Raw genomic sequence first — 20,811 nt, 5'->3', positions numbered from 1 at the left:
ATCTATTAATAATCTATTAGACTCAATATGAACCACTATTATAAAAGGGGCACGATAATATGAATATTTTAATTTAGTTAAACGGTTCAATAATAATATTTCCTCAATTTGAGGTTTGTCATTTGAATCGTATTACATCCGAAATTACGTTTGAAAGAGAATCGTTAATCGATTTAAAATAGTCCTTAGGCAATTCCCATTTTCATTAACATGCCATCTAAAGGACGTCCCATTTGTGTTTCCATCCATTGAGCAGTTTCTATTAGTTTATTTAAATCGGTATTGGTAGGTTCGCCCATTTGTTCAAACATATTAACTAAATCTTCTGTACAGACGTTACCAACTGCTTTGGGTGCAAATGGACAACCGCCGAGTCCGGCGATCGAAGAATCAAAACAGCGAACTCCTGCTTGATATCCAGCCAGTGCATTTACAATTCCAAGGCCTCTTGTATTATGGAAATGCAGACCTATTTTAATGGAATTTCCGAAGTTATTGTTAAATGTGTTAACAACTTCTGTTACCTGTTTTGGATTTGCCATTCCAGTTGTATCTGCAAGTGTAATTTCTTCTGCCCCAGCTTTTATAAATGCTTCTGCTACTTTCATTACACGATCAACGGGCACTTCCCCCGCAAAAGGACAACCAAAAGAGGTTCCTAATACACCATTTACAACTTTTCCTGAATGTACGCCTTCTTGAATGACTACTGTTAACTCTTCTACTGATTCGTTAACTGTTCTTCTGGCATTTCTATAATTAAAATCATCACTAGTAGCAGTAACAACATGAAGGATATCTACATTAGTACTTAGAGCCCTCTTTAAACCTGAGCGACTAAGGACAAGACCAGCATATGTTACCCCATCTACTATAGGTACTCGCTTCATGACTTCCTCAGCGTCAGCCATTTGCGGAACTATTTTCGGATTCACAAACGCAACAGCTTCAATCTTCTTAATTCCTGAAGCAACTAATTGTTCGATTAATTCAACTTTCTGATCAGTTGTTAGAATCTTCTTTTCGTTTTGCAATCCATCACGAGGGCCTACTTCACAAATTTTAATCATCTTCATTCCCCTTTCGAAATTTCCTTTTTAATTTATCGTAATGTTTTAATACATGATCCCGACCTTTGTAGATATGCTCTTGCATGGCAATTTTGGCTCTCTCTGTATCTTGGTTTTGAATTGCTCTAACGATAATTTGATGAGCTTCTAAGGAGTGTTTTAATTGATTTTCGTCATACCAATAAAACGAACGGAAAACAAGTGGGATTACTACTACTTTGGAGAGATGAAAACGAAGATGTTCATTCTTGGATGCGGCTAAAACTGTTTCATGAAAGACTGAATTTACCTTTACAATATCATAAATACTTTTCATGTCACGGTTTTGTAAGTTTCGATTAATCACCTCCGTGTATTTAGCATTCGCGTCCATCATGTTGTTTAGGTCATCATCGTCTCGGTTTTGAGCAGCTTGACTACCTGCATAACTTTCTAACAAAGCCCGTAGACCATAAATTTGGTGGATATCTTCTTTTGAAAAGCTTCGGACAGTAATCCCTCTTTTCAACGGTGTAATTAACCCTTCGTACTCTAATTGTTTAATAGCTTCGCGTATTGGTGTACGGCTAACATTGGACTCTTTTGCTAAGAATTCTTCCGTTAATCTTTCCCCAGGCTCGTATTTCCCTGTAATAATTGCGTCCTTAATAAAAGTATACGGATCCATAAGATCACCTCACTGTAATTAATTGTATACAAACAAATCTATGAGTTCAATGAATTTATATAAAAGCTTTAATTCCGCTCAAAAAAATTGCGAAAAATAGTTAAAAGGTCCCAAAAAAACAATCATTTTCTGAAAATTAAATCTTTTTAAAAAATTCTGTTGTTTTAATGTATACAATGTGATACTATTTCAATAATAGTAGTGCACCATAGAAAAATAGTTTAAGAATTTGGAAGGTCGATAGGTGGTGGTAAGGAGCCCAGATTATTGTAATTAATATTAATAAAAAGGTTTACGGATTCGTACTGTCCACACGGATAGATTTGGATAGAATAATATGATTTCCTTAAATATATGGGAAGGAGTGTTTTTTAATGGAACAACATGAAAAATTACCATTAGAAGGGGTACGTGTACTTGAACTTGGTACATTGCTAGCAGGTCCCTTTTCTGGAAGATTATTTGCTGATTTTGGAGCAGAAGTTATCAAAATAGAGCCGCCGGATAAGGAAGATCCAATGAGGCAATGGGGGAAACAAAAGGATGGACACGGGCTTTGGTGGCCGATTCAATCCCGAAATAAAAAATCCGTTACATTGAATTTACGAGTAGAAAAAGGTCAGGAAGTATTTAAGGAATTGGTAAAAGAATCGGATATTATTATTGAAAATTTCCGTCCAGGTACAATGGAAAAATGGAATTTGTCCTACGAAACATTATCAGAAATTAATCCTGGTATTATTATGGTTAGAACATCGGGGTTTGGACAAACCGGACCATACAAAAGTCGCGCAGGATTTGGGAGTGTTGGGGAGGCCATGGGAGGTCTTCGCTATGTGACAGGGTTTCCTGATCGCCCACCTTCTAGAATTGGGATTTCAATTGGAGATACATTAGCTGCTTTATTTGCGACAATTGGGTGCTTAACAGCGTTACACGAAAGAGGTACCTCTGGAAAAGGCCAAGTGGTAGATACAGCAATCTATGAATCTGTCTTTTCCGTAATGGAAAGTATTATCCCGGATTACTTATTAGCTAACTATGTCCGCGAACGTATGGGGAACATTCTTCCAGGTGTCTCGCCTTCAAATATTTATATGACAAAAACCGGTTCTTATATTGTTATTGGCGCAAATGCTGATGGTGTTTTCAAACGGTTATGTCAGGCGATGGGGCAACCGGAATTATTTGAAGATCCAAAGTATTCATCTCACCATGCTCGAAGCGATAACATGAATGAATTGGATCAACGTATCGAGGAATGGACCAAAACATTATCAACTCAGGAATGTCTTGCTATTCTGGAAGAATGTGGGGTACCGTCCGGGCCAATTTATTCCGCAAAAGAGATTCTAGAAGATCCGCAATATAAAGCTAGAGATATGATTATCAAGGCCAAGCATGAGGAATTAGGAGAGTTTCCAATGCCAGGAATCGTTCCGAAGCTAAGTCGTACACCTGGAAAGGTGAAATTTGTTGGTGCGGAGTACATGGGCAAACATAACAATGAGGTTTATGGAGATTTACTTGGATATAGTGAAGAAAGAATCGCTGAATTAAAAGAAATTAAAGTTATTTAATTTCGTAAGGGAGGGATACTGTGTATCCAAAAACATTATATGAGAAGATATGGGAACAACATTTGGTGGCAGGCATGGATGGGGGGCAATCTTTGCTTTATATCGATTTACATCTTGTACATGAGGTATCGTCTCCCCAGGCTTTTGATGGTTTGCGAATGACTAATCGAAAAGTAAGAAGACCTGATTTAACCATTGCAACGATGGATCACAGTATACCTACTGCTTATCGGACATTCCCATTTAAAGATAATATTGCCCAAAAACAAGTGGAAGCTTTAGAGAAAAATTGTAAGGAATTTGGAATTAGACTTTTTGATCTTACCCATAAAAACAAGGCATTGTGCATGTTATTGCACCTGAGTTAGGTTTAACACTTCCTGGTCAGACAATTGTTTGTGGAGACAGTCATACTTCTACTCATGGAGCCTTCGGAGCACTTGCATTTGGAATAGGAACAAGTGAAGTAGAGCATGTGCTTGCTACCCAATGCCTACAACAACAAAAATCAAAGACCCTTAACATTGAAGTGACAGGAAAAATACCTTTTGGGACTAATGCTAAAGATTTGATTTTATCGATTATCGGTAAGTATGGTACTGATTTTGCGACAGGCTATGTTATTGAATACTCCGGCGAAACCATTCGCAATCTTTCTATGGAACAACGGATGACCATCTGTAATATGTCCATTGAAATGGGAGCTAGGGCTGGCCTTATTGCTCCTGATGAAAAGACATTTGAATACCTCAAAGGGAGAGAATTTGGACCTGGCGACTTAGAAATAATAAAATTGATTGAGGAATGGAAACTTCTTAAAACGGATGAAGGGGCAATGTTTGATAAGGTTATACAATTTGATGCAGAAGAAATTGCACCTCAAGTAACATGGGGAACTAACCCAGGAATGGTTACGGGAATAGACTCAGTCGTGCCTAATCCTAATAATTTCGCTTCTGCACACGCGCGTGAAAGCGCTTTAAAGGCTATAGATTATATGGGTTTGCTACCAGGAGTTAAGATGAGTGAAATTGAAATTGATGTCGTTTTCATTGGTTCCTGTACAAATAGCCGAATTGAGGATTTACGAATAGCGGCTCAAGTAGTTAAAGGTCAAAAGCTTGCACCACATGTCCGTGGATTAGTTGTACCTGGATCACAATCCGTGAAGAAGGAAGCTGAAAAGGAAAATTTAGATAAAATCTTCCTTGATGCTGGATTTGAATGGAGAGATTCAGGATGTAGTATGTGTCTAGGAATGAACGAAGATGTGGTTAGAGCTGGAGAGAGATGTGCGTCTACTTCAAACCGTAATTTTGAAGGGCGACAAGGGCGCAACGCACTTACTCATTTAGTAAGTCCAGCAATGGCTGCAGCTGCAGGGATTGCGGGTAAATTCGTGGATATCAGAAAATGGAGTTACCATCCTACAAGATAAGGGGGAAGGGATATGGAGCCGATTAGAAAAATAAAAGGAAAAGTAATTCCATTAGATAGGCCTAATATTGATACAGATGCAATCCTCCCTAAAGAATTTTTAACAAGAATTGAAAGGACGGGCTTTGGCCAATTTTTATTCTATTACTGGAGATTTAATGAAGACGGAACAATAAATAATCAGTTTATTTTCAATAAAGTCGAATACAAAAATGCCACTGTTCTATTAACTCGAAAGAATTTCGGATGTGGGTCATCTAGGGAGCATGCCCCTTGGTCTCTAAAAGATTATGGAATTAAGGTCATAATTGCTGAATCATTTGCAGATATCTTCTATAATAACTGCTTTAAAAATGGATTACTGCCAATCACCTTAAAGCAGGAGCAAATCGATTACTTATTTGAACAAGCAAGTAACCGTACAGATTTCAACTTATATGTCGATTTGGAAGAATGCATTATTACCGATAATAATTCCTTTACAACTTCATTTGACATTGAGGATTTTAGAAAAAAAATGCTGATGGAGGGGATAGACGACATTGGTTTGAGCTTAAACTACAGCGATCATATCTCCAAGTTTGAGGAAGGTCATACTGTACACTATTTCATTCCATGACCAGTCAGAAATTAAGGATTAGTAGTGTTTATCAGCTTCCTTTGCAGAATTCAAATAGTTAATTACTATATTATAAAGACTACTAATTGACAAGTAACCTTCGCTTTTTTATAAAATAACTGAATATTAGGTATATTGTGTAAATAAATAATGCGTACTCCATACTTATTATAACACTGTGGGCTAAGCCAATGAGAATAACAGTCTTCAACGACATAGTTGTTAAAACAAGATCAGTCTACTGTATACAAGGTGATGAACAACTACCCAATCCTAAGAGCTATTCTTATTGTGGAAGGGGAAGAACACCTATGCTGCCTAGTGACGAGCTACTTAACCTTGGAAATATATCTAATCACCAATAAACAAAAGGAATGAGGAGTAATATGTATGAGAAATTTGAAGGTTTCGCCCACAAAATTGGAATGGGAAAAAGGCCAGCCATTGTTGCAGTAGATTTTGCTAACGCATTTACCAACAAAAATAGTCCACTTGGATCAGATTTTACGAATGAGGTGAATGCCTCCCGACAGCTACTAGATGTAGCCCGAACGAAGAATGTACCAATCTTCTTTACGACTGTAAGCTACGAAAAGCATTATCTTGACGCGGGCAACTTTATTAAGAAAGTGCCAGCGTTGGATATTTTGCTCGAAGGCACGGATTGGGTAGACATTGACCTGCGGCTCGGTCGGAATCCAGATCAGGAACCGCTTATTATTAAAAAATATGCGAGCAGCTTCTTCGGAACTTCTCTTCATTCCTTGCTCGCAGTTGCCGGGGTCGACACAATCATTACGATTGGCGCCACGACTTCAGGCTGCGTTCGGGCGACGGTTGTAGACGGTCTGCAGTACGGATACCGCATGATTGTGCCGGTTGAGTGTGTAGGCGATCGCTCACAAACAGCACATGAGGCGAATTTGTACGACATCAACACGAAATACGGTGATGTGGAGTCTTTGGAAAATGTATGCAAATATATTGAAACTTTATAGTTTATTAAATTGAGATAGGAAAGGGGTTTTACTAATGAGAACAGGTAAACAATATTTAGAGTCGTTAAAAGACGGGCGTTGTGTTTATATCGGTGGTGAACAAGTGGAAGATATTACTACTCATCCCGCATTCAAGGGTGTTTCAGAAAGCGTGGCTAAATTGTATGATATGGCAGCTGATGAATCACAGCAAATGACGTACGTAACGGAGGATGGCAATCTCGCAAATAAAGTTTACATGATTCCAAGAAGTAGGGAGGATTTAACGGCAAGACGTGAAGCGATTCAAAAATGGTCAGAAGCTACTTATGGTTTGCTAGGAAGAGGGCCGGAACATGTGGCAAGCTTCATGGCCGGTTTTGCAGGCAACCCGGATGTCTTTGGACTTGGCGGACAAAAATATGCTGAGAACGCGAAAAAATTTTATAAGTACGCTAGAGATAACAGTCTATATCTGACTTATGCACTATTGCCGCCGCAAGTGGACAGGAGTAAAGCACCAGCTGAACTAAATGATGGGTTCACAACTGCTGCAGTTCGTGAAGAAAGAGAAGACGGGATTGTCGTTAGAGGAGCTTTAATGTTGGCCACCGGCGCCGCAATTGCAGATTATATTTTTATAGGTAGTGCTCAGCCTTTACAACCCGGCAATGAAAAGTATGCATTCTCTGCAATGGTACCTGTGAATGCACCGGGGTTGAAACTGTATGCAAGACAAGGATATGCGATGGACAAGAAAAGTGTATTCGATTACCCGCTGTCCACTCGATTTGATGAAAGCGACTCGCTTGTCGTCTTAGATGATGTTTTTATCCCTTGGGAGCATGTGTTTAATAACCAAAATATTGAGATTTCTAAGAATTTCTTTTTCGCCACAGCTGCACATGCATTAGGGAACAATCAAGCGCAAATAAGATTGGTGACAAAATTGAAATTTATCCTAGGATTAGCTAGAAAGATTACCGCAATGAACGGAATTGATAAAATACCAGGCGTCCAGGAAAAACTTGGCGAGCTTGCCTCTGTCATTGCCTCCGTTGAAGGTTACCTGCTTGCGTCAGAATATCAATGCGAGATTGATCCTAAAGGAGTAGCGCGCCCCAATGCGAGATTTCTGTACGGTGCCATGGGCATGCAAAATGAAATGTACCCAAGAGTTATCCAATTATTCCGAGAATTAGTTGGAGGGGGTGTCTTGCAGCCGCCTTCATCGTATATGGAGTTGTTAAATCCAGAAACGAAAAATGATATTCACCGATATCTAGGAACGTCTGCTGCTGAAGCTGAGGAAAGGGCAAAAATTATGAAGCTTGCATGGGATTTGATCGGGTCAGAATTTGCGGGACGGCACCAGCATTACGAAATTTTCTACGCAGGGCCTAACCACCTGGTAAGAGGCCATTCGTTCCGAAATTATAATTTTGATGAAACGGTTGAATTGGTTGATAAATGTTTGAATGAATACGCACTCCCAACGAAAGAGGTTTATATGCCTCAATAAAGGTAAATCAACAGACTATAGGAGGAATTTTTATGAAAAAGTATACGATCCTAATTGGAATTTTGTTGATTAGTGTATTGATGGTGTTGAGTGCATGTGGCGGCAGCGATTCAACTGCTTCTAACAACGCGGAGTCATCGGAAGAACAGATTAAGATTTCAATCGGTCATCTTGCCCCGCCTTCCCATTCCGTGGGAATGGCTGCTGACGCGATCAAAAAAGAATTAGAAGAGAAATCAGAGGGCAGGATTTCTGTAACAGTATACCCTCAAGGTGAGTTAGGGAATGAAGATGATATGTTTGTTCAGCTTAATGATGGGGCTCTTGATCTCCTTTTAGTAGGAACATCGTCACTGAGCAGCCGTTCTGAGGCATTCGGAGCATGGTTGATGCCATTCTTGGCTAATTCTCATGAAAAGGCTTACGAATTGGCTATTTCGGAAGAGGCCATGTCATTATATGACACTTTAGTCAATGATAACGTTAAAGGATTGGGATACATTACATCAGGTTATAGATGGTTCCTAACGACAAAACCTGTGGAAACTCTTAAAGATTTAGAGAATATGACTCTAAGAACAACACCAAGTCCGACCATCCTTGATTTCTTCAACTCTGTCGGTGTTTCTCCAACACCAGTGCCATTACCTGATGTATATAGCGCTTTACAGACTGGTGTCATTGACGGTATTGACATTGACTCGGAATCCATTCGTACGATCAACTTGCATGAGATTGCGAAACATTTGACCCCAACCGGTCACATGAACTGGGTAATGGGTGTTGTTATGAATAACGATAAATGGAGCAGCCTTTCTGAGGAAGACAAGAAGCTGATGCAAGAAGTAGTTCAGAATGAATCGAAGGAATCCTTCGATTTAGTAACCGTCAATGAAAAAGATATTTTGGCTTCGCTCCCTACGGAACATGAGGTCATTATTCACGATTTCGATATATCCGAACTTGATCCCATTGTTAAGAAAGTTCGAGATGATTGGAGTGCTAAATCAGAGTACATCGGGAAATTTTTGGAGAAGGCAAATGAAATTAACCAACAATAAAAAAGTTCTGATATAGTTGTTGTCAACTTCGGCTGCAAAGAGATCGTGAGCGCATCATCCTTACAGTTGAAGTTGGCAATCTAAAAAGATAGGTGAATAGTATAAATGAAAATAATATTGGCGGTATACGCTTCCTTTTCTAATGGCCTGCTAAAACTAAATCAAATATTAGCTGTTAGTTTAGGAGTCGCATTAACTATTAATATGATTGTAGCTGTATTTTTTCGCTACTTTTTTAAATCCCCAATATTTTGGGCTGATGAGCTATCCTTATATTTATTGTGTTGGCTTACTCTAATCGGGGGAAGTATTGCAGTAAAAAGGATGGATATGGCAGCAGTCACAATTTTGAAGGATCGTTTCCCTAAATTATTGAGCGGATTCAATGATATGTTCATTCATACTTTGATTATTTGTTTCAGTATCGTCCTATTTTATTATTCTTGTAGATTTGTAACTACCCCAAATATGATTAATAGTAATTCAGCTACACTTCCTATTAAACTATGGGTTTTGTATTCAGTATTACCTTTTTCAATGTTGACTATATTTATTTTCTCTATTCAAAATCTGATTGACGCAATATCTAGTGTCATCACCGATTTACGGGCGAAGGGAGAGGATGCTAGATGATCGTTGTCATTGCCTTTTTTGTACTTTTGCTTATCGGTGTGCCTATCGCATTTGTATTAGGACTCTCGACCTTGGTAGGGGTTTTAGTAACTGATAACTTCACTATTCTTGGTTCGATGCCCTCAAGGATGATGAATGGACTTCAAAACTTCGGACTTGTGGCCATCCCTTTATTCGTATTACTTGGAGAAGTAATGAATCACGGCGGAATCACGCAACGGTTGATCAATTTTGCAAAAACCATTTTCGGACACTTTAGAGGCGGACTGGCTTATGTAAATATCGCAGCAAATATGTTTCTATCGTCGATTATTGGTTCTTCCGCTGCACAAACTGCTATTATGGGTCAAGTGATGGTTCCAGCAATGGAGAAGGAAGGATATAAGAGGGATTTTAGTACTGCCTTAACCACTGCGTCTTCCATAGTAGGGCCATTAATCCCGCCTAGTGTACCGTTCATTATTTATGGTGTAACCGCGGGTGTTTCAATCGGAGGATTATTTTTGGCAGGTATTGTTCCTGGCGTTTTATTTAGTCTAGCTTTTGGGATATATATTTATTTCGTAGCTAGAAAAGAGAATATGCCAAAACTAGATCGAGCTCCATTGAATCAGGCCTTCAAAGATACTTTGATGGTTTTACCTGCCTTATTCATACCGGTTGTCATTTTGGTTGGGATTACCTCAGGAATCTTTACTGCAACGGAATCGGCAGCCTTTGCCATATTCATCGCACTAATCGTAGGATTTTTCCTTTATCGAGATCTAAAAATTAAACACCTATGGCAAATTTTCCTGAATGCGTGCGTTACTTCATCGATCGTTACCTTTTTATTAGCAACCGCAAATATTTTCGGATATATTATTGCTTATGAAAAAGTGCCGGAAAGAATTGCAGAGATCTTTCTGGCATTGGCCGACGGTCCTTTAATGTTCCTGTTGTTGAGTAATATTTTGCTTTTGGTTGTGGGATTATTTATCGACTCGATTGTGGCTCTAATTTTACTTGTTCCTATTTTGCTGCCTATTGCCATTACTTATGGAGTCGACCCGATTCATTTCGGGGTCATTGTTGTGCTTAACCTAACTCTTGGGCTAATGACACCGCCGGTAGGGGCTGTACTGTTTATTGCATCCTCTATAACAAAAGTGAAGATAGAACAAATCACAGCTAAACTGATTCCCTTTATTATTATCAGTTTAATTATATTGCTATTAATTACCTATGTGCCATCCATTTCCTTATATATACCAAAACTGTTCTTGTAGGTGACTTAGAGTGGGATTATGCAGATCCTTTCGGAAAGGGGTGAAATTACTTTGATCACACGACGTTTTATAGATGTGGAAGTGAAACAAATTCATTATCGCGAGTGTGGGCAAGGGGAATGTCTGTTGCTCATCCACGAAATGCCGCGATCTTCTAAGGTGTTCGTCCCCCTCATGCATCGTCTTCGGGAGCATCTGCACGTGATCGCACCGGATTTACCCGGTTATGGTGACTCGGAATTGCCGACGGAAAGATTATGCATGCAGCAATATGCAAGATTGCTGCTGCAAATGATGGACCAGTTGGGAATTAGACAATTTTCTGTTCTTGGTGTGCATATGGGTGCAAGCGTAGCGGTCGAGATGGCATATCAAGCGCCGTACCGGGTGAAGAAGCTAATTTTAAACGGAGTGCCTTTATTTCAGGAAGATGAGCGCTTAAAACTGCACCAAAACTTGAAGGCATTTGAACTTGAAGAATCGGGTGGTCACTTTCAGCAATGGTGGGATTTCTTTCAACAAAAATGGGGAAAGCAGACCTCAAAAGTGGTAAACCACGATGCAGTAATGGACGTAATGAAGGCGGGGACTACCTACGATTGGGGATATCGGGAAGCTTTTGATTACGATCCAGAACCTGCGCTTAGAAAGTTAAAACAACCCATATTTCTACTGATTTCCAAAGAGGACCCTCTCCTATCAAAGAATAAACTTGTCCGACAAATGCTGCAGCATCCGGAAGAGGTAGTGGTTGATGTACCTTATCACTTAGCACAGACGGCACCGGATGAAACTGCAAAATTGGTAGTGGAGTTTTTAAAGAATATGAAATTACTTAGGAGGAATTCACATGTCTAATGCGATTGGATTTCGTATGAAGGCTGGCGTATTGGCACCGTCTACAAACACGACGGTTGAATCTGATTTCAATATGATGGCTCCTTATGGTGTAACATTCCATATGGGTCGCATTCATATCAAGGATATGCGTTTAAGTAGCGACGATCTGTTCGAGAACTTACTTGACCAGGTTCGTAGAGAAATGCCGCCTGCCATTGAGCGAGTCATGACTTGCCGGCCGAGCTGCATGGTGATGGGAATGTCCGGCGAAACCTTTGTTGGCGGACGCGAAGGCAATATCAGGTTTGAGGAAAATGTCAAGAAGCTGTCTAACGGTTTGAAAGTGTATTCGGGTGCTTCGGCTACTCACCATGCGCTCCAAAAATACGGCGCAAAAACTCTCGGGATTGTTACTCCGTATCAACTTCCGGGTGATGAGCAAGTGGTGAAATTTTTCACGGAATACGGCTATGAAGTGAAGGCAATTAAAGGTCTAAAGGTTAAAGACGCCGTTGCTATTTCTGAAGTAACGGAAGATGAACTTCGCGTTGCTATTAACGAAGTAAATCTCCCAGATGTCGATGCCATCATCCAATGCGGCACGAACTTGTCAATGGTTCGCTTGGCCGATGGGGCAGAGCGTTACCTTGGTAAGCCGGTTATAGCGATCAATGCTGCTACACTCTGGCATGCACTGCGCGGTGAAGGCATTATGGACAAAATGGATGGATTCGGACGATTGTTTAGAGAATTCTAAAAATTAACACATTAGTGATTGCGTATAAACGGATGTTTATGCAAGCGATCCGAAGGTAGTAACAATGCAATCATTTTGCCGTATAGAGAAAGAAGTGTAAAACAATCCCCATCTTCCAACGAAGGTGGGGATTGTTTATTTAGATAGGTCTGAAGTGATCTTGTAGTTATTGTTTGATAGCAGCAGGACCTTTGCTTCAAGTAGCAGTAAGAGAGCATCTTCAATGACAGGCTTTTCATTATAGTAGGTTTTGATGTCAATGGCAGGAATCGATGAATTGTCGGTTATGTTTGTATTGCCCCCTAAACTCCTACTAATCCCCATGAAATATGAATATGTCCCTATCCTCTCGAAAGCATTCTTTTTTGTTCTAATGTTCCTGTTAGGGAATACATATCCAAATATAACCAATATATGCTAATATAATTACATAGTACTTTTTGCTTAGAGGAGGGGGAAAATGGCTGTGGATTCAGCAAAAGTGGCAAGAATATTCGAATATTTACTTGCAGTAAAAAATTTGAATGAAAAAGTAATCCGTCATGTGAATGAATATGAAAAAATATGGTGGGAAAAGGATTTTCCTACCATTGACGGTTTTTATATTGGGGGAAAAGGGACCAATGAAGAGGCATGGTATGAAGTCCATAAGCAAGAAATTCCTCCTCCGCCGAAACCACCAACAGATTTGAAACGATGGATTGTAAATGATGATAATCCGGATCAGCAACCGAAAATACATACTAGCTTAATCAACGGAAAAGATGATGAGGGTAATGAAATTACTGAGTTATTTGACGAGGATTTAGGTCGAGTTTCTGTTTGTGAACGATGGTTAAATGCATGGAATATATGGGCAAAGGATGCTTCACCAAAGAAGAAAGTTCAGCAAATCTACATGGAGCTTTTCACATTGCACCAACGTTTCCAGCGAGAAGGAGAAGATTTGGAACTTGCTTGTGGCCATGGACTTCTTCAATGGGAGGTTGAGGGTTTTCAAATCTCAAGACATGTCCTTGTCACAAAACTTGAGCTACTCTTTGATGCGAAAAAAGGTATTTTTTTACTAATTCCTACAAGTAAAGGTACGATGATGGAAACGGATATGTTATTACATATTGATTTACCAAATACTACAAGATTGATGCAAATGGAGAACCAGGTTGCAGATTTTGAATTTTCTCCATTAGAACAAGACCAACTTAAGCCATTCCTACAAGAAGTAGTCCATACGATAAGTCCCGATGGATTATATAAAACGGATAAACAAGAATCGGCAAAAGGACTGAGAGCACCCATCTCCACATACAGTCCAGGGTTATTTTTACGAAACGTAGGCGGCAGGTTATGGCAGCAGGAATTATCAAAGGTCATTGAGAAAATTAAACAAGGTTTCCCAGTTCCTGAAACGATTGGAATACTAACTACAACAGAAACGGATACAAAAGGTACAGAAACAGACAAAGTAGAGGATTATCATCAAAATTGGGGACCAGTTAGTGAACAGTTACTGTTTCCGCTGCCTACAAATAAAGAACAACAATTAATTGCTCAAAAATTAGCAACCAACAACGGTGTGGTCATCCAAGGCCCACCTGGTACTGGAAAAAGTCATACAATAGCAAATCTAATCAGTCACCTTCTTGCCCATGGAAAACGAGTATTGGTTACAAGTGAAAAGGAACGTGCACTTCAGGTATTAAAAGATAAAATTCCGGAAGAAATTCGCGCTCTTTGTGTCAGTGTGCTCGGTGGAGATTCAAAATCAGTGAAAGAAATTGAGGACTCAGTCCGGACAATTGCTGAAAATTTGGACTCCAAGCAGCCAGAAATATTACAGAAAAACATCGAACGTTTAACAGAGGAATTAAAGACTACTAAGAGAAATATTGCACGTTACGACACCTTAATCAACAAAGCGGCTGAGGGGGAAAATGAAACCGAAAATTTCGGTGAGTTGGAATTAACCCCACTAGAAGGAACAAAATGGCTGAATAAAAATCAAAGTCACTCCTGGATCCCTGATGATATAAAACCGCATATTGATTTTCCTCTTTCTGGTGCACAATTATCAAGATTCTTTGAGCTTTTGGGGACTCTTTCAAAGGAGGATATCCAGTCTTTATCATTAGAACGGCCATCTAGTAAGACTCTGCCGACAACAAGTATCTTTTCACAGAAAGTAGATGAAATAAACAGTATAGAGGAGAAAGTCAATCAAACAAAGGAAGCCATTCATGAATGGTCACCAAGTGATTTATCAAATGTTGATTTTGTTCAATGGATCAATAAAACCAAATCATCAATTGAGAAGTTAAGGAAACTTCAAAATGAACCATGGTTAAGAACGATAATCGAAGATTGTATAAGGGATTCGCAACAAATGAACTACTGGGGTCAAGTTTTGGAAGAAGTTCGAGGGACATTAAATGACATTCAAACACTTGAACAAGAGCTAATTGAGCACGCTTTTGTATTTCCCGTAGCTAAAAGTCTTTCAGGGTATTCGGGGTCAGTCCCCCGGTGGAGTAAAGCTTTACTTTGCTGGGGGACTGGCCCTTTTTCTGGAATTAAAAAGGGCGCTAGAATATCTAAGAAAGGGAGACAAGCTAATTGTTTATAAGATTGATCGATTAGCGAGCTCCACTAGGGATTTATACAATATTGTTCATGAGCTTCAAGAAGAAGGCATTGGTATTGTTTTTATAAAGGAACAAATAGATTTTTCAACAGCTGCTGGCAAGTTGATGTTTACCATGCTTGGGCTATTGCAGAATTTGAAAGGGACTTAATTAACGAACGGACTAAGGAAGGCAGAGAAAGAGCAAAGAAACAGGGGAAGCATCTAGGAAGGAAAGGTCAGGACACTAAAGAAATTAGAAGGGCATTGAAACTATTTGCTAACCGTAAGTATAACGGATTAAGCGTGAATGATATTGTCAAACAAACAGGTGTTCCAAGGTCTACAATTTATTACAATGCAAAGGAATCAAATAATTGAGCAATCAGTAAGAGAAAAGGAAACAAGAACCGTGAATTAGGCGTAGAAATGGTAAATATATGCCTGTACATGGTCCGTATAAGTATGTCAGATAATTTAGGGGTGTAATAATTGTCAAATTATATATTTGTGGAACAAATGAAAGATGAAAAGGATATCCTTACTGTTGCAGTATTAATGAATGATGATGAGATGAGTAAACTCATAGCTAACGAAAAAATCAATAAAAATGCTTCTGCAATTTTAAAAGGTGCAATTTCATGGGATGAAGTTGGAAATGATATTCAGAATTTTATCTCTATATTTATAGCTGATTTGGGAGATGGACCTATAAAAAATAAATTTAATCATACCATATACGATGCTCCAATCGAGAGACAATTAGACCAAAGTCAGCAATCATTGGAGGATTTTGCAATAAACGATTTAATAAGTGGTATAGACGATGGTCAATATAAAGTATTTATAAGAGGAAACTATGATAAGTTATACACCAAAAAGAAAGTAGTTTTTGGGAAAAATGAAGATAGGGGGAGTATTGGATTCATATTATCTAATTTTTTGTTATGGAGTGAATCAAAGAATAAAACACATGAGCTAATTAGAAAAGCCTATAAAGAAGAACTTGATGAGTTTCAAAATTTTATTACAAAATATCCAAATTTAGGAGCACATCATACCACAGGGAAGAGGATAATAGAGGCAATACAAGATATGAGTCCCACTAATATAAGTAACACAATCTATTTTAGAGCCAGGGAAGCAACAGATTCTAAGGTATTTATACATGAAGATTTAGAAGCACCGAAAAGTAAATATGTAACAAAAGAAGGTAGATATAATCATATTGGCATTCCAGTGCTTTACCTAGCTAGTGATAAAAATACTTGTGTAGCAGAAATGATGGAAAAAAATGAGTCAAAACTTTTATGGTTTCAAAAATTCCTTTTAAATAGTGTACAAGTATTAGATTTGACAACAAAACCAGGAGAAAGTTTATCTCCTAAACATTCGTTACTCATTGCAGCTTTAATATATGAAGGGGTAATCAATCAAGAGTCAGTTAGAGACAAAGTATGGAAGCCTGAATATTATATTCCTCGTTTTGTAGCTGATGTAGCAAAAATGGTATGTAAGTTTGATGGTATAAAGTTTTCTAGTAATAGAGGTCAAGGGAACAATTTAGCGTTATTTAACTGGAGAGGAAAATACACATTTGATGCATACCCTGAAGTAGATGTTTATACTAGGAGAGATTTATTTAATCCTAATACTCCTCCATGGCAAAAGGATTTATACTCAATGAACTGTCCTAAGTGTCATAATCAGATTAGTGAATTAATGAGAATATGCAATAAATGCTGGAACCCCAATCCCTTTTATATGATGGATGATGATATTTGAAATATTTAAGAAATATCCAGCATTTTATATTTTGCAAATGAACTCTGCCGTCGAAGTAATTACTAAAATATAATCCGCATAAAAACGTTAGAACAATCTGCATGCTTGTAGTTCTTTCTTTTAAAAGAGGTGTTAGAATCAGGAATGGACAAAGTTAAATTTTATTCTGCAAATGATTTTGGGGTTGGTAACCAATTGAAAAAAGCAGAAAATATAATGAAGGATTTTAATCCTGATAAAACTTGCTATAATATTAATGAAATCATTGAGTTCTCCAATATAAGTAAATATATTGATGCAGGATTATACTTAAAATCTTGGTCAACAGAAGATATTGTGAAGTTTAAGGTTATTATTAAAATGTATACACGTCTTATTGGTAAAACTCTTAAGACGTTTTCTGATTGCAATATTAATAATTTATTCAATGAGGTTGATATTGATTATACCGATAATTTTTGGGAATTAATCGAAAAATTTAATGTTTATAAAAAAGTTTCCACAAATTCATTTTCTGAACTGCTTAAACAACCAGGAGCAAGGTTGTATGAGATACTAAAATATAAAAAACTAGTCAACCATTATGGTGAAACGATTAGGGAACACTTGATATTGGATGCGTCTTCTGCAGAATTATTATTAGATAAATATGAAGTAGAGCGAAACCATAATCCGGAAGCCATCTATTTTCCAAAGGAACTAATTGCACAGGATAAGGAGACAATCTTACTCAATTATATTAATAGTTCAAATACAAATCTTAATTACCTTAGTCTAATTGTAAATATTAAGAGTACTTCAGATTTTACCATTTCTGATCGTACTCGTTTAAAAGCAAGGAAACGTGTAGAAGAACAGGAAAATCAATTATTTAATAAAGATTCAGGGACTTATATGGAAACTTCTGTAACCTTTTTAGACAGTCATGAGGAGGTAGTGAAACAAGAAGTTGATGGACAGCGTTGGGCTTTTTCTTACAACTCAAGATGGATTAAAGATAACAACGATTTTCACACATTAATGAATAATTTTATATTTTTGTTCGAATTTGTTGATTTACAGATGAGGGTAACACTTGTTAATAAACCACAAGAAATGGGAATCTTTGAACAGCACGTATTTATGCGTTCTAAAAATTCTTATACAATAGGGGTGGCCTTTCAGCAAAAGGACATTTTATCTAAACTCCAAATTGTTGGATACTATAAAGAGTTGACTAAAATGGGTATAAGAATTGAGGGAATTGTTGAATGGTTTTTCAAAAGTTATATTCCAGAGGAATTTAACATTACCGGTTTTAGAATTAAAATGCCATCGGAACATTCTCTTTTTATAGAAAAGTGTAGAGCTATTTTACCGGAGATGGAATCAGTTCTAAAACAGTTTACTTTGTATGTTGAAGATAATTCAATTGATCAAGAACTGTTGCAGATGTCATCTGGCCATCTCCTATATAAGAATGTTCCAAGTTTACTTGAAAAGAAATATGTATATGGTACGGGGGAAGATTTTAAACAGGCAACATATTATTTTTTCTCAAATCAATGTATGCTTTCATACGTTGAAAAAATAGGTAGCAAGTATCATAATTTCTTTGATTTATTAATGAATGAAGAAGTTTCTGTTAATGATTATCTACATTATCATGGGCAAGATATAGAATGGTTAATAAAACATAAATACATTGAAATAAACAGTGAAGGCTACATTAAAATATACGATATTAACCGCTTATATATTTTGAAAGATTTATTCACTAATGAAGTTATTAACTATTGGAGATATCCTTTGAAGTTACGGGAAAAGCTAGATGATATGGAATTATGTGGAGTTGCCGAATTTGAAAGTTCACTATTTTCAAGACCTGAACAGGATTATATTAATTACTACTTAAATAAATCATCTTTCAATAATGCTTTGGATTTACGTAATAGGTATAGTCATGGGACGCAGCCAAGTGGAGATGATAGTGAGGATATACATGAGCTTAATTATATGATTTTTTTAAGAATGTTTATAATGATAATTATTAAAATTAACGATGATTTCTGTATATATACAGAAAACAAGTTATAATAAGCGTTGTGAAACTTATTTTACTTTGTCGATGGCTTTGACAGTCTTTATTTATGACTATAACAAGATTTTAAAAAAGAATAAAATCTATAGACAAAAGAGTTATTAAGCAATAGCGTGTTTATCAATTATTACTATTTTTATTTTATAGAAATGATAAAATAATGCTAGTAAAAAAAGAAATTTTTAACCAACCAAAGGTGAGTGATCTGATGAACCAGGATGAATTTACTCATAGTTACTGGACTTATTATTTAACATTGGAGTCTGATTTTATCAGCACGTTAAGATATGTTGAATTAGATGAAAAAAATTATTCAACATTCTCAGTAGAATACGTGAAGCAGTATCAAGCAATATGTTCAGAACTTGATGTTTTAAGTAAAAATCTTTGTAGCCTGTTAGAGCCAACAGGCAACTTTACGACCATGCCTGATTATACTGAAATTATTCTGGGGAGCTTTCCCGAAATTCCTAATAAACAAGTTAAAGCAAAGTGGAAAGAGGTTTTGAGTCCTTGGAGCGATTGGAAAGGTAATCCTGAATACCAGTCACCTAGTTGGTGGTCAAATTATAATAAAGTAAAACATAATCGATCAAATAAAGATACTGAAGGTAATTTCTATTTTGAAGAAGCAAATTTAGGGAACGTCCTAAATGCATTAGCAGGATTATTTGTATTAGAAATGTATAGTTATAAAAAAATAAGCGAAGAGCAAAATGAGAGATTTACAATTCCATTACCCAAATCTCAACTTTTTGAACTAATAGGATGGGAACCACATTTAGCTGCTTTTGGTGGAAATAATGTGATATTTGAGGTTGAATAAACAAAAGAATATTATATTTGAACATTGTAAATATGGAAAAATGATGAAAATCATAATTAACCTAATCCTTAATTTTTTCGGGCTTTTGGTGCCATGCTTGGTGCCCAAATTTTTAAAATTACAAATCACAAGATAGCACATCAAGGTACTAGAAAAACGGATGCTAGCAAACTTCAAGACTGCTTGAGGTCTTCTCCATATCTGTTTGATTCGAACCCGCACAACCCGAATATCTAACGGATTTCCACGTTTTTTAGCGAAACGTTGTATAGACGTAAGCGTCAAAGTGTGTCCTGAAGGATTTCTTGCACTGAAAGGAGTGAAAATGCGAGAAATTCATGCTTTGTAAGAGATGAGGGAAGGCCCCTCGAAATCGGTATTCAGGTACAGGTTTCAAACCGCCTTTGGGTGCTGCAATCAAAAGTTGTGGTGCTGAGCGCAAATGGAAAAGGCTAATAAATTAGTCAGGTGTGTGCCATGAAGCTGAACGAAAGTGAACAATTCGATGAAGCGTCGTTACTACTTACATACAGTCAAAACTAGGGGATTTTGACACTCCTAGGATAAGTCTGAAAGAAACCTGATTACTGTTCAGATGGCTGTCGGCGTAAAGGTTGCAGGAGCGTGGCATAGGCTCTTACAAGGAACAGGAGAAGTCTGTATTCTGATGATAAACGAAAAACCCAAGCGATGAACTAACAAGGGTGAAAGTAGTGATGCTGAATACAGATGCGGAAGAATTCGTAGTAGTAATGAAATTGCTGTAATGGCAAGGGAACGAAGGGATTCTGTTATCTATACTTCGGAAATTGAACGTAAGCGTCAAACTATGCCCACATGGTTTGATGCCTTTTTATATGTGATAATCTCCTAGAGATCAAATATTATGGAGGTTTTGCTATGAAGAGATCTGATCTTAGGTAAGCCCGAATTCAAACAACTCATATTTTCATGCAGCGCCTCCTGATATGATACAAGTATCAATTTAAAAGGAGGTGCTTTTCTAATGCCGCAAGAGAAATTAACGATTGTCCCCGTTACACTTCATCGCGAAAATATAAGTACTCCC

The 20,811-nt window shown here is 37.5% G+C and carries 15 protein-coding genes and 2 pseudogenes; 15 read left to right on the top strand and 2 right to left on the bottom strand.

The window, feature by feature from the left end; translation table 11 throughout:
* Window positions 1–185: 185 nt before the first annotated feature.
* Both GNT69_RS20910 and GNT69_RS20905 read right to left on the bottom strand, forming a co-directional pair.
* Window positions 186–1,070, bottom strand: a complete 885-nt coding sequence (locus GNT69_RS20910) for a hydroxymethylglutaryl-CoA lyase (RefSeq protein WP_203556942.1) — start codon at window positions 1,068–1,070, stop codon at window positions 186–188.
* On the bottom strand, window positions 1,063–1,737 hold the full coding sequence (locus tag GNT69_RS20905; RefSeq protein ID WP_203556941.1) for a GntR family transcriptional regulator: 675 nt from the start codon (window positions 1,735–1,737) through the stop codon (window positions 1,063–1,065). The genes GNT69_RS20910 and GNT69_RS20905 overlap by 8 nt, the downstream gene beginning before the upstream one ends.
* Window positions 1,738–2,111: 374 nt before the next feature.
* Here GNT69_RS20905 and GNT69_RS20900 point away from each other — a divergent pair, with 374 nt between their 5' ends.
* From GNT69_RS20900 to GNT69_RS20830, 15 genes and pseudogenes are all read left to right on the top strand, one after another.
* Complete coding sequence (locus tag GNT69_RS20900) at window positions 2,112–3,317, top strand: CaiB/BaiF CoA transferase family protein (protein WP_203556940.1); 1,206 nt, start codon at window positions 2,112–2,114, stop codon at window positions 3,315–3,317.
* Between the two features lie 74 nt (window positions 3,318–3,391).
* Window positions 3,392–4,755 (top strand): annotated as a pseudogene (gene leuC / locus GNT69_RS20895) (3-isopropylmalate dehydratase large subunit).
* Between the two features lie 12 nt (window positions 4,756–4,767).
* Window positions 4,768–5,373 (top strand): 3-isopropylmalate dehydratase small subunit, encoded by a 606-nt coding sequence (gene leuD / locus GNT69_RS20890; RefSeq protein WP_203556939.1) that lies wholly within the window; start codon window positions 4,768–4,770, stop codon window positions 5,371–5,373.
* A gap of 374 nt (window positions 5,374–5,747) precedes the next feature.
* On the top strand, window positions 5,748–6,371 hold the full coding sequence (locus tag GNT69_RS20885) for an isochorismatase family protein (RefSeq protein WP_203556938.1): 624 nt from the start codon (window positions 5,748–5,750) through the stop codon (window positions 6,369–6,371).
* Window positions 6,372–6,405: 34 nt separating this feature from the next.
* Window positions 6,406–7,872 (top strand): 4-hydroxyphenylacetate 3-hydroxylase family protein, encoded by a 1,467-nt coding sequence (locus tag GNT69_RS20880; protein ID WP_203556937.1) that lies wholly within the window; start codon window positions 6,406–6,408, stop codon window positions 7,870–7,872.
* Window positions 7,873–7,904: 32 nt separating this feature from the next.
* Window positions 7,905–8,933, top strand: coding sequence for a TRAP transporter substrate-binding protein (locus GNT69_RS20875; protein WP_203556936.1), 1,029 nt, complete (start codon window positions 7,905–7,907; stop codon window positions 8,931–8,933).
* A gap of 105 nt (window positions 8,934–9,038) precedes the next feature.
* On the top strand, window positions 9,039–9,566 hold the full coding sequence (locus GNT69_RS20870) for a TRAP transporter small permease (RefSeq protein ID WP_203556935.1): 528 nt from the start codon (window positions 9,039–9,041) through the stop codon (window positions 9,564–9,566).
* Window positions 9,563–10,834, top strand: coding sequence for a TRAP transporter large permease (locus GNT69_RS20865; RefSeq protein ID WP_203556934.1), 1,272 nt, complete (start codon window positions 9,563–9,565; stop codon window positions 10,832–10,834). The genes GNT69_RS20870 and GNT69_RS20865 overlap by 4 nt, the downstream gene beginning before the upstream one ends.
* A gap of 51 nt (window positions 10,835–10,885) precedes the next feature.
* Complete coding sequence (locus GNT69_RS20860; RefSeq protein ID WP_203556933.1) at window positions 10,886–11,692, top strand: alpha/beta fold hydrolase; 807 nt, start codon at window positions 10,886–10,888, stop codon at window positions 11,690–11,692.
* Window positions 11,685–12,431, top strand: coding sequence for a maleate cis-trans isomerase family protein (locus GNT69_RS20855; protein WP_203556932.1), 747 nt, complete (start codon window positions 11,685–11,687; stop codon window positions 12,429–12,431). Before GNT69_RS20860 ends, GNT69_RS20855 begins: the two co-directional genes overlap by 8 nt.
* Window positions 12,432–12,891: 460 nt before the next feature.
* Window positions 12,892–15,054: an AAA domain-containing protein gene (locus GNT69_RS20850; RefSeq protein WP_203556931.1), complete on the top strand. Its 2,163-nt coding sequence runs from the start codon at window positions 12,892–12,894 to the stop codon at window positions 15,052–15,054.
* A pseudogene (locus GNT69_RS20845) lies at window positions 14,999–15,432 on the top strand (recombinase family protein); the annotation flags it as partial. The gene GNT69_RS20850 and the pseudogene GNT69_RS20845, both read left to right, overlap by 56 nt.
* Before the next feature lie 111 nt (window positions 15,433–15,543).
* The gene (locus tag GNT69_RS20840) at window positions 15,544–16,836 is read left to right on the top strand and encodes an RES domain-containing protein (RefSeq protein ID WP_203556930.1); all 1,293 of its coding nucleotides are present in this window, start codon (window positions 15,544–15,546) and stop codon (window positions 16,834–16,836) included.
* Between the two features lie 144 nt (window positions 16,837–16,980).
* Window positions 16,981–18,912 carry a hypothetical protein gene (locus tag GNT69_RS20835; RefSeq protein WP_239094382.1) on the top strand — a complete coding sequence of 644 codons (1,932 nt, stop codon included), beginning with the start codon at window positions 16,981–16,983 and terminating at the stop codon, window positions 18,910–18,912.
* Between the two features lie 212 nt (window positions 18,913–19,124).
* A complete protein-coding gene (locus GNT69_RS20830; protein ID WP_203556929.1) occupies window positions 19,125–19,742 on the top strand; it encodes a hypothetical protein in 618 nt (205 codons plus the stop codon).
* Window positions 19,743–20,811 lie beyond the last annotated feature (1,069 nt).

Origin of the sequence: Bacillus sp. B15-48, from assembly GCF_016879755.1 — a bacterium.
Lineage (GTDB): Bacteria > Bacillota > Bacilli > Bacillales > Cytobacillaceae > Mesobacillus_B.
The sequence above is the reverse complement of the archived record's forward strand: the minus strand, read 5'-3'. Positions and strand labels throughout refer to the sequence as shown.

Coding starts and splice junctions, on each gene's coding strand:
- GNT69_RS20910 (WP_203556942.1), bottom strand. CDS start 1,070: ATGATTAAAATTTGTGAAGTAGGCCCTCGTGATGGATTGCAAAACGAA.
- GNT69_RS20905 (WP_203556941.1), bottom strand. CDS start 1,737: ATGGATCCGTATACTTTTATTAAGGACGCAATTATTACAGGGAAATAC.
- GNT69_RS20900 (WP_203556940.1), top strand. CDS start 2,112: ATGGAACAACATGAAAAATTACCATTAGAAGGGGTACGTGTACTTGAA.
- leuD (WP_203556939.1), top strand. CDS start 4,768: ATGGAGCCGATTAGAAAAATAAAAGGAAAAGTAATTCCATTAGATAGG.
- GNT69_RS20885 (WP_203556938.1), top strand. CDS start 5,748: ATGAGGAGTAATATGTATGAGAAATTTGAAGGTTTCGCCCACAAAATT.
- GNT69_RS20880 (WP_203556937.1), top strand. CDS start 6,406: ATGAGAACAGGTAAACAATATTTAGAGTCGTTAAAAGACGGGCGTTGT.
- GNT69_RS20875 (WP_203556936.1), top strand. CDS start 7,905: ATGAAAAAGTATACGATCCTAATTGGAATTTTGTTGATTAGTGTATTG.
- GNT69_RS20870 (WP_203556935.1), top strand. CDS start 9,039: ATGAAAATAATATTGGCGGTATACGCTTCCTTTTCTAATGGCCTGCTA.
- GNT69_RS20865 (WP_203556934.1), top strand. CDS start 9,563: ATGATCGTTGTCATTGCCTTTTTTGTACTTTTGCTTATCGGTGTGCCT.
- GNT69_RS20855 (WP_203556932.1), top strand. CDS start 11,685: ATGTCTAATGCGATTGGATTTCGTATGAAGGCTGGCGTATTGGCACCG.
- GNT69_RS20850 (WP_203556931.1), top strand. CDS start 12,892: ATGGCTGTGGATTCAGCAAAAGTGGCAAGAATATTCGAATATTTACTT.
- GNT69_RS20835 (WP_239094382.1), top strand. CDS start 16,981: ATGGACAAAGTTAAATTTTATTCTGCAAATGATTTTGGGGTTGGTAAC.
- GNT69_RS20830 (WP_203556929.1), top strand. CDS start 19,125: ATGAACCAGGATGAATTTACTCATAGTTACTGGACTTATTATTTAACA.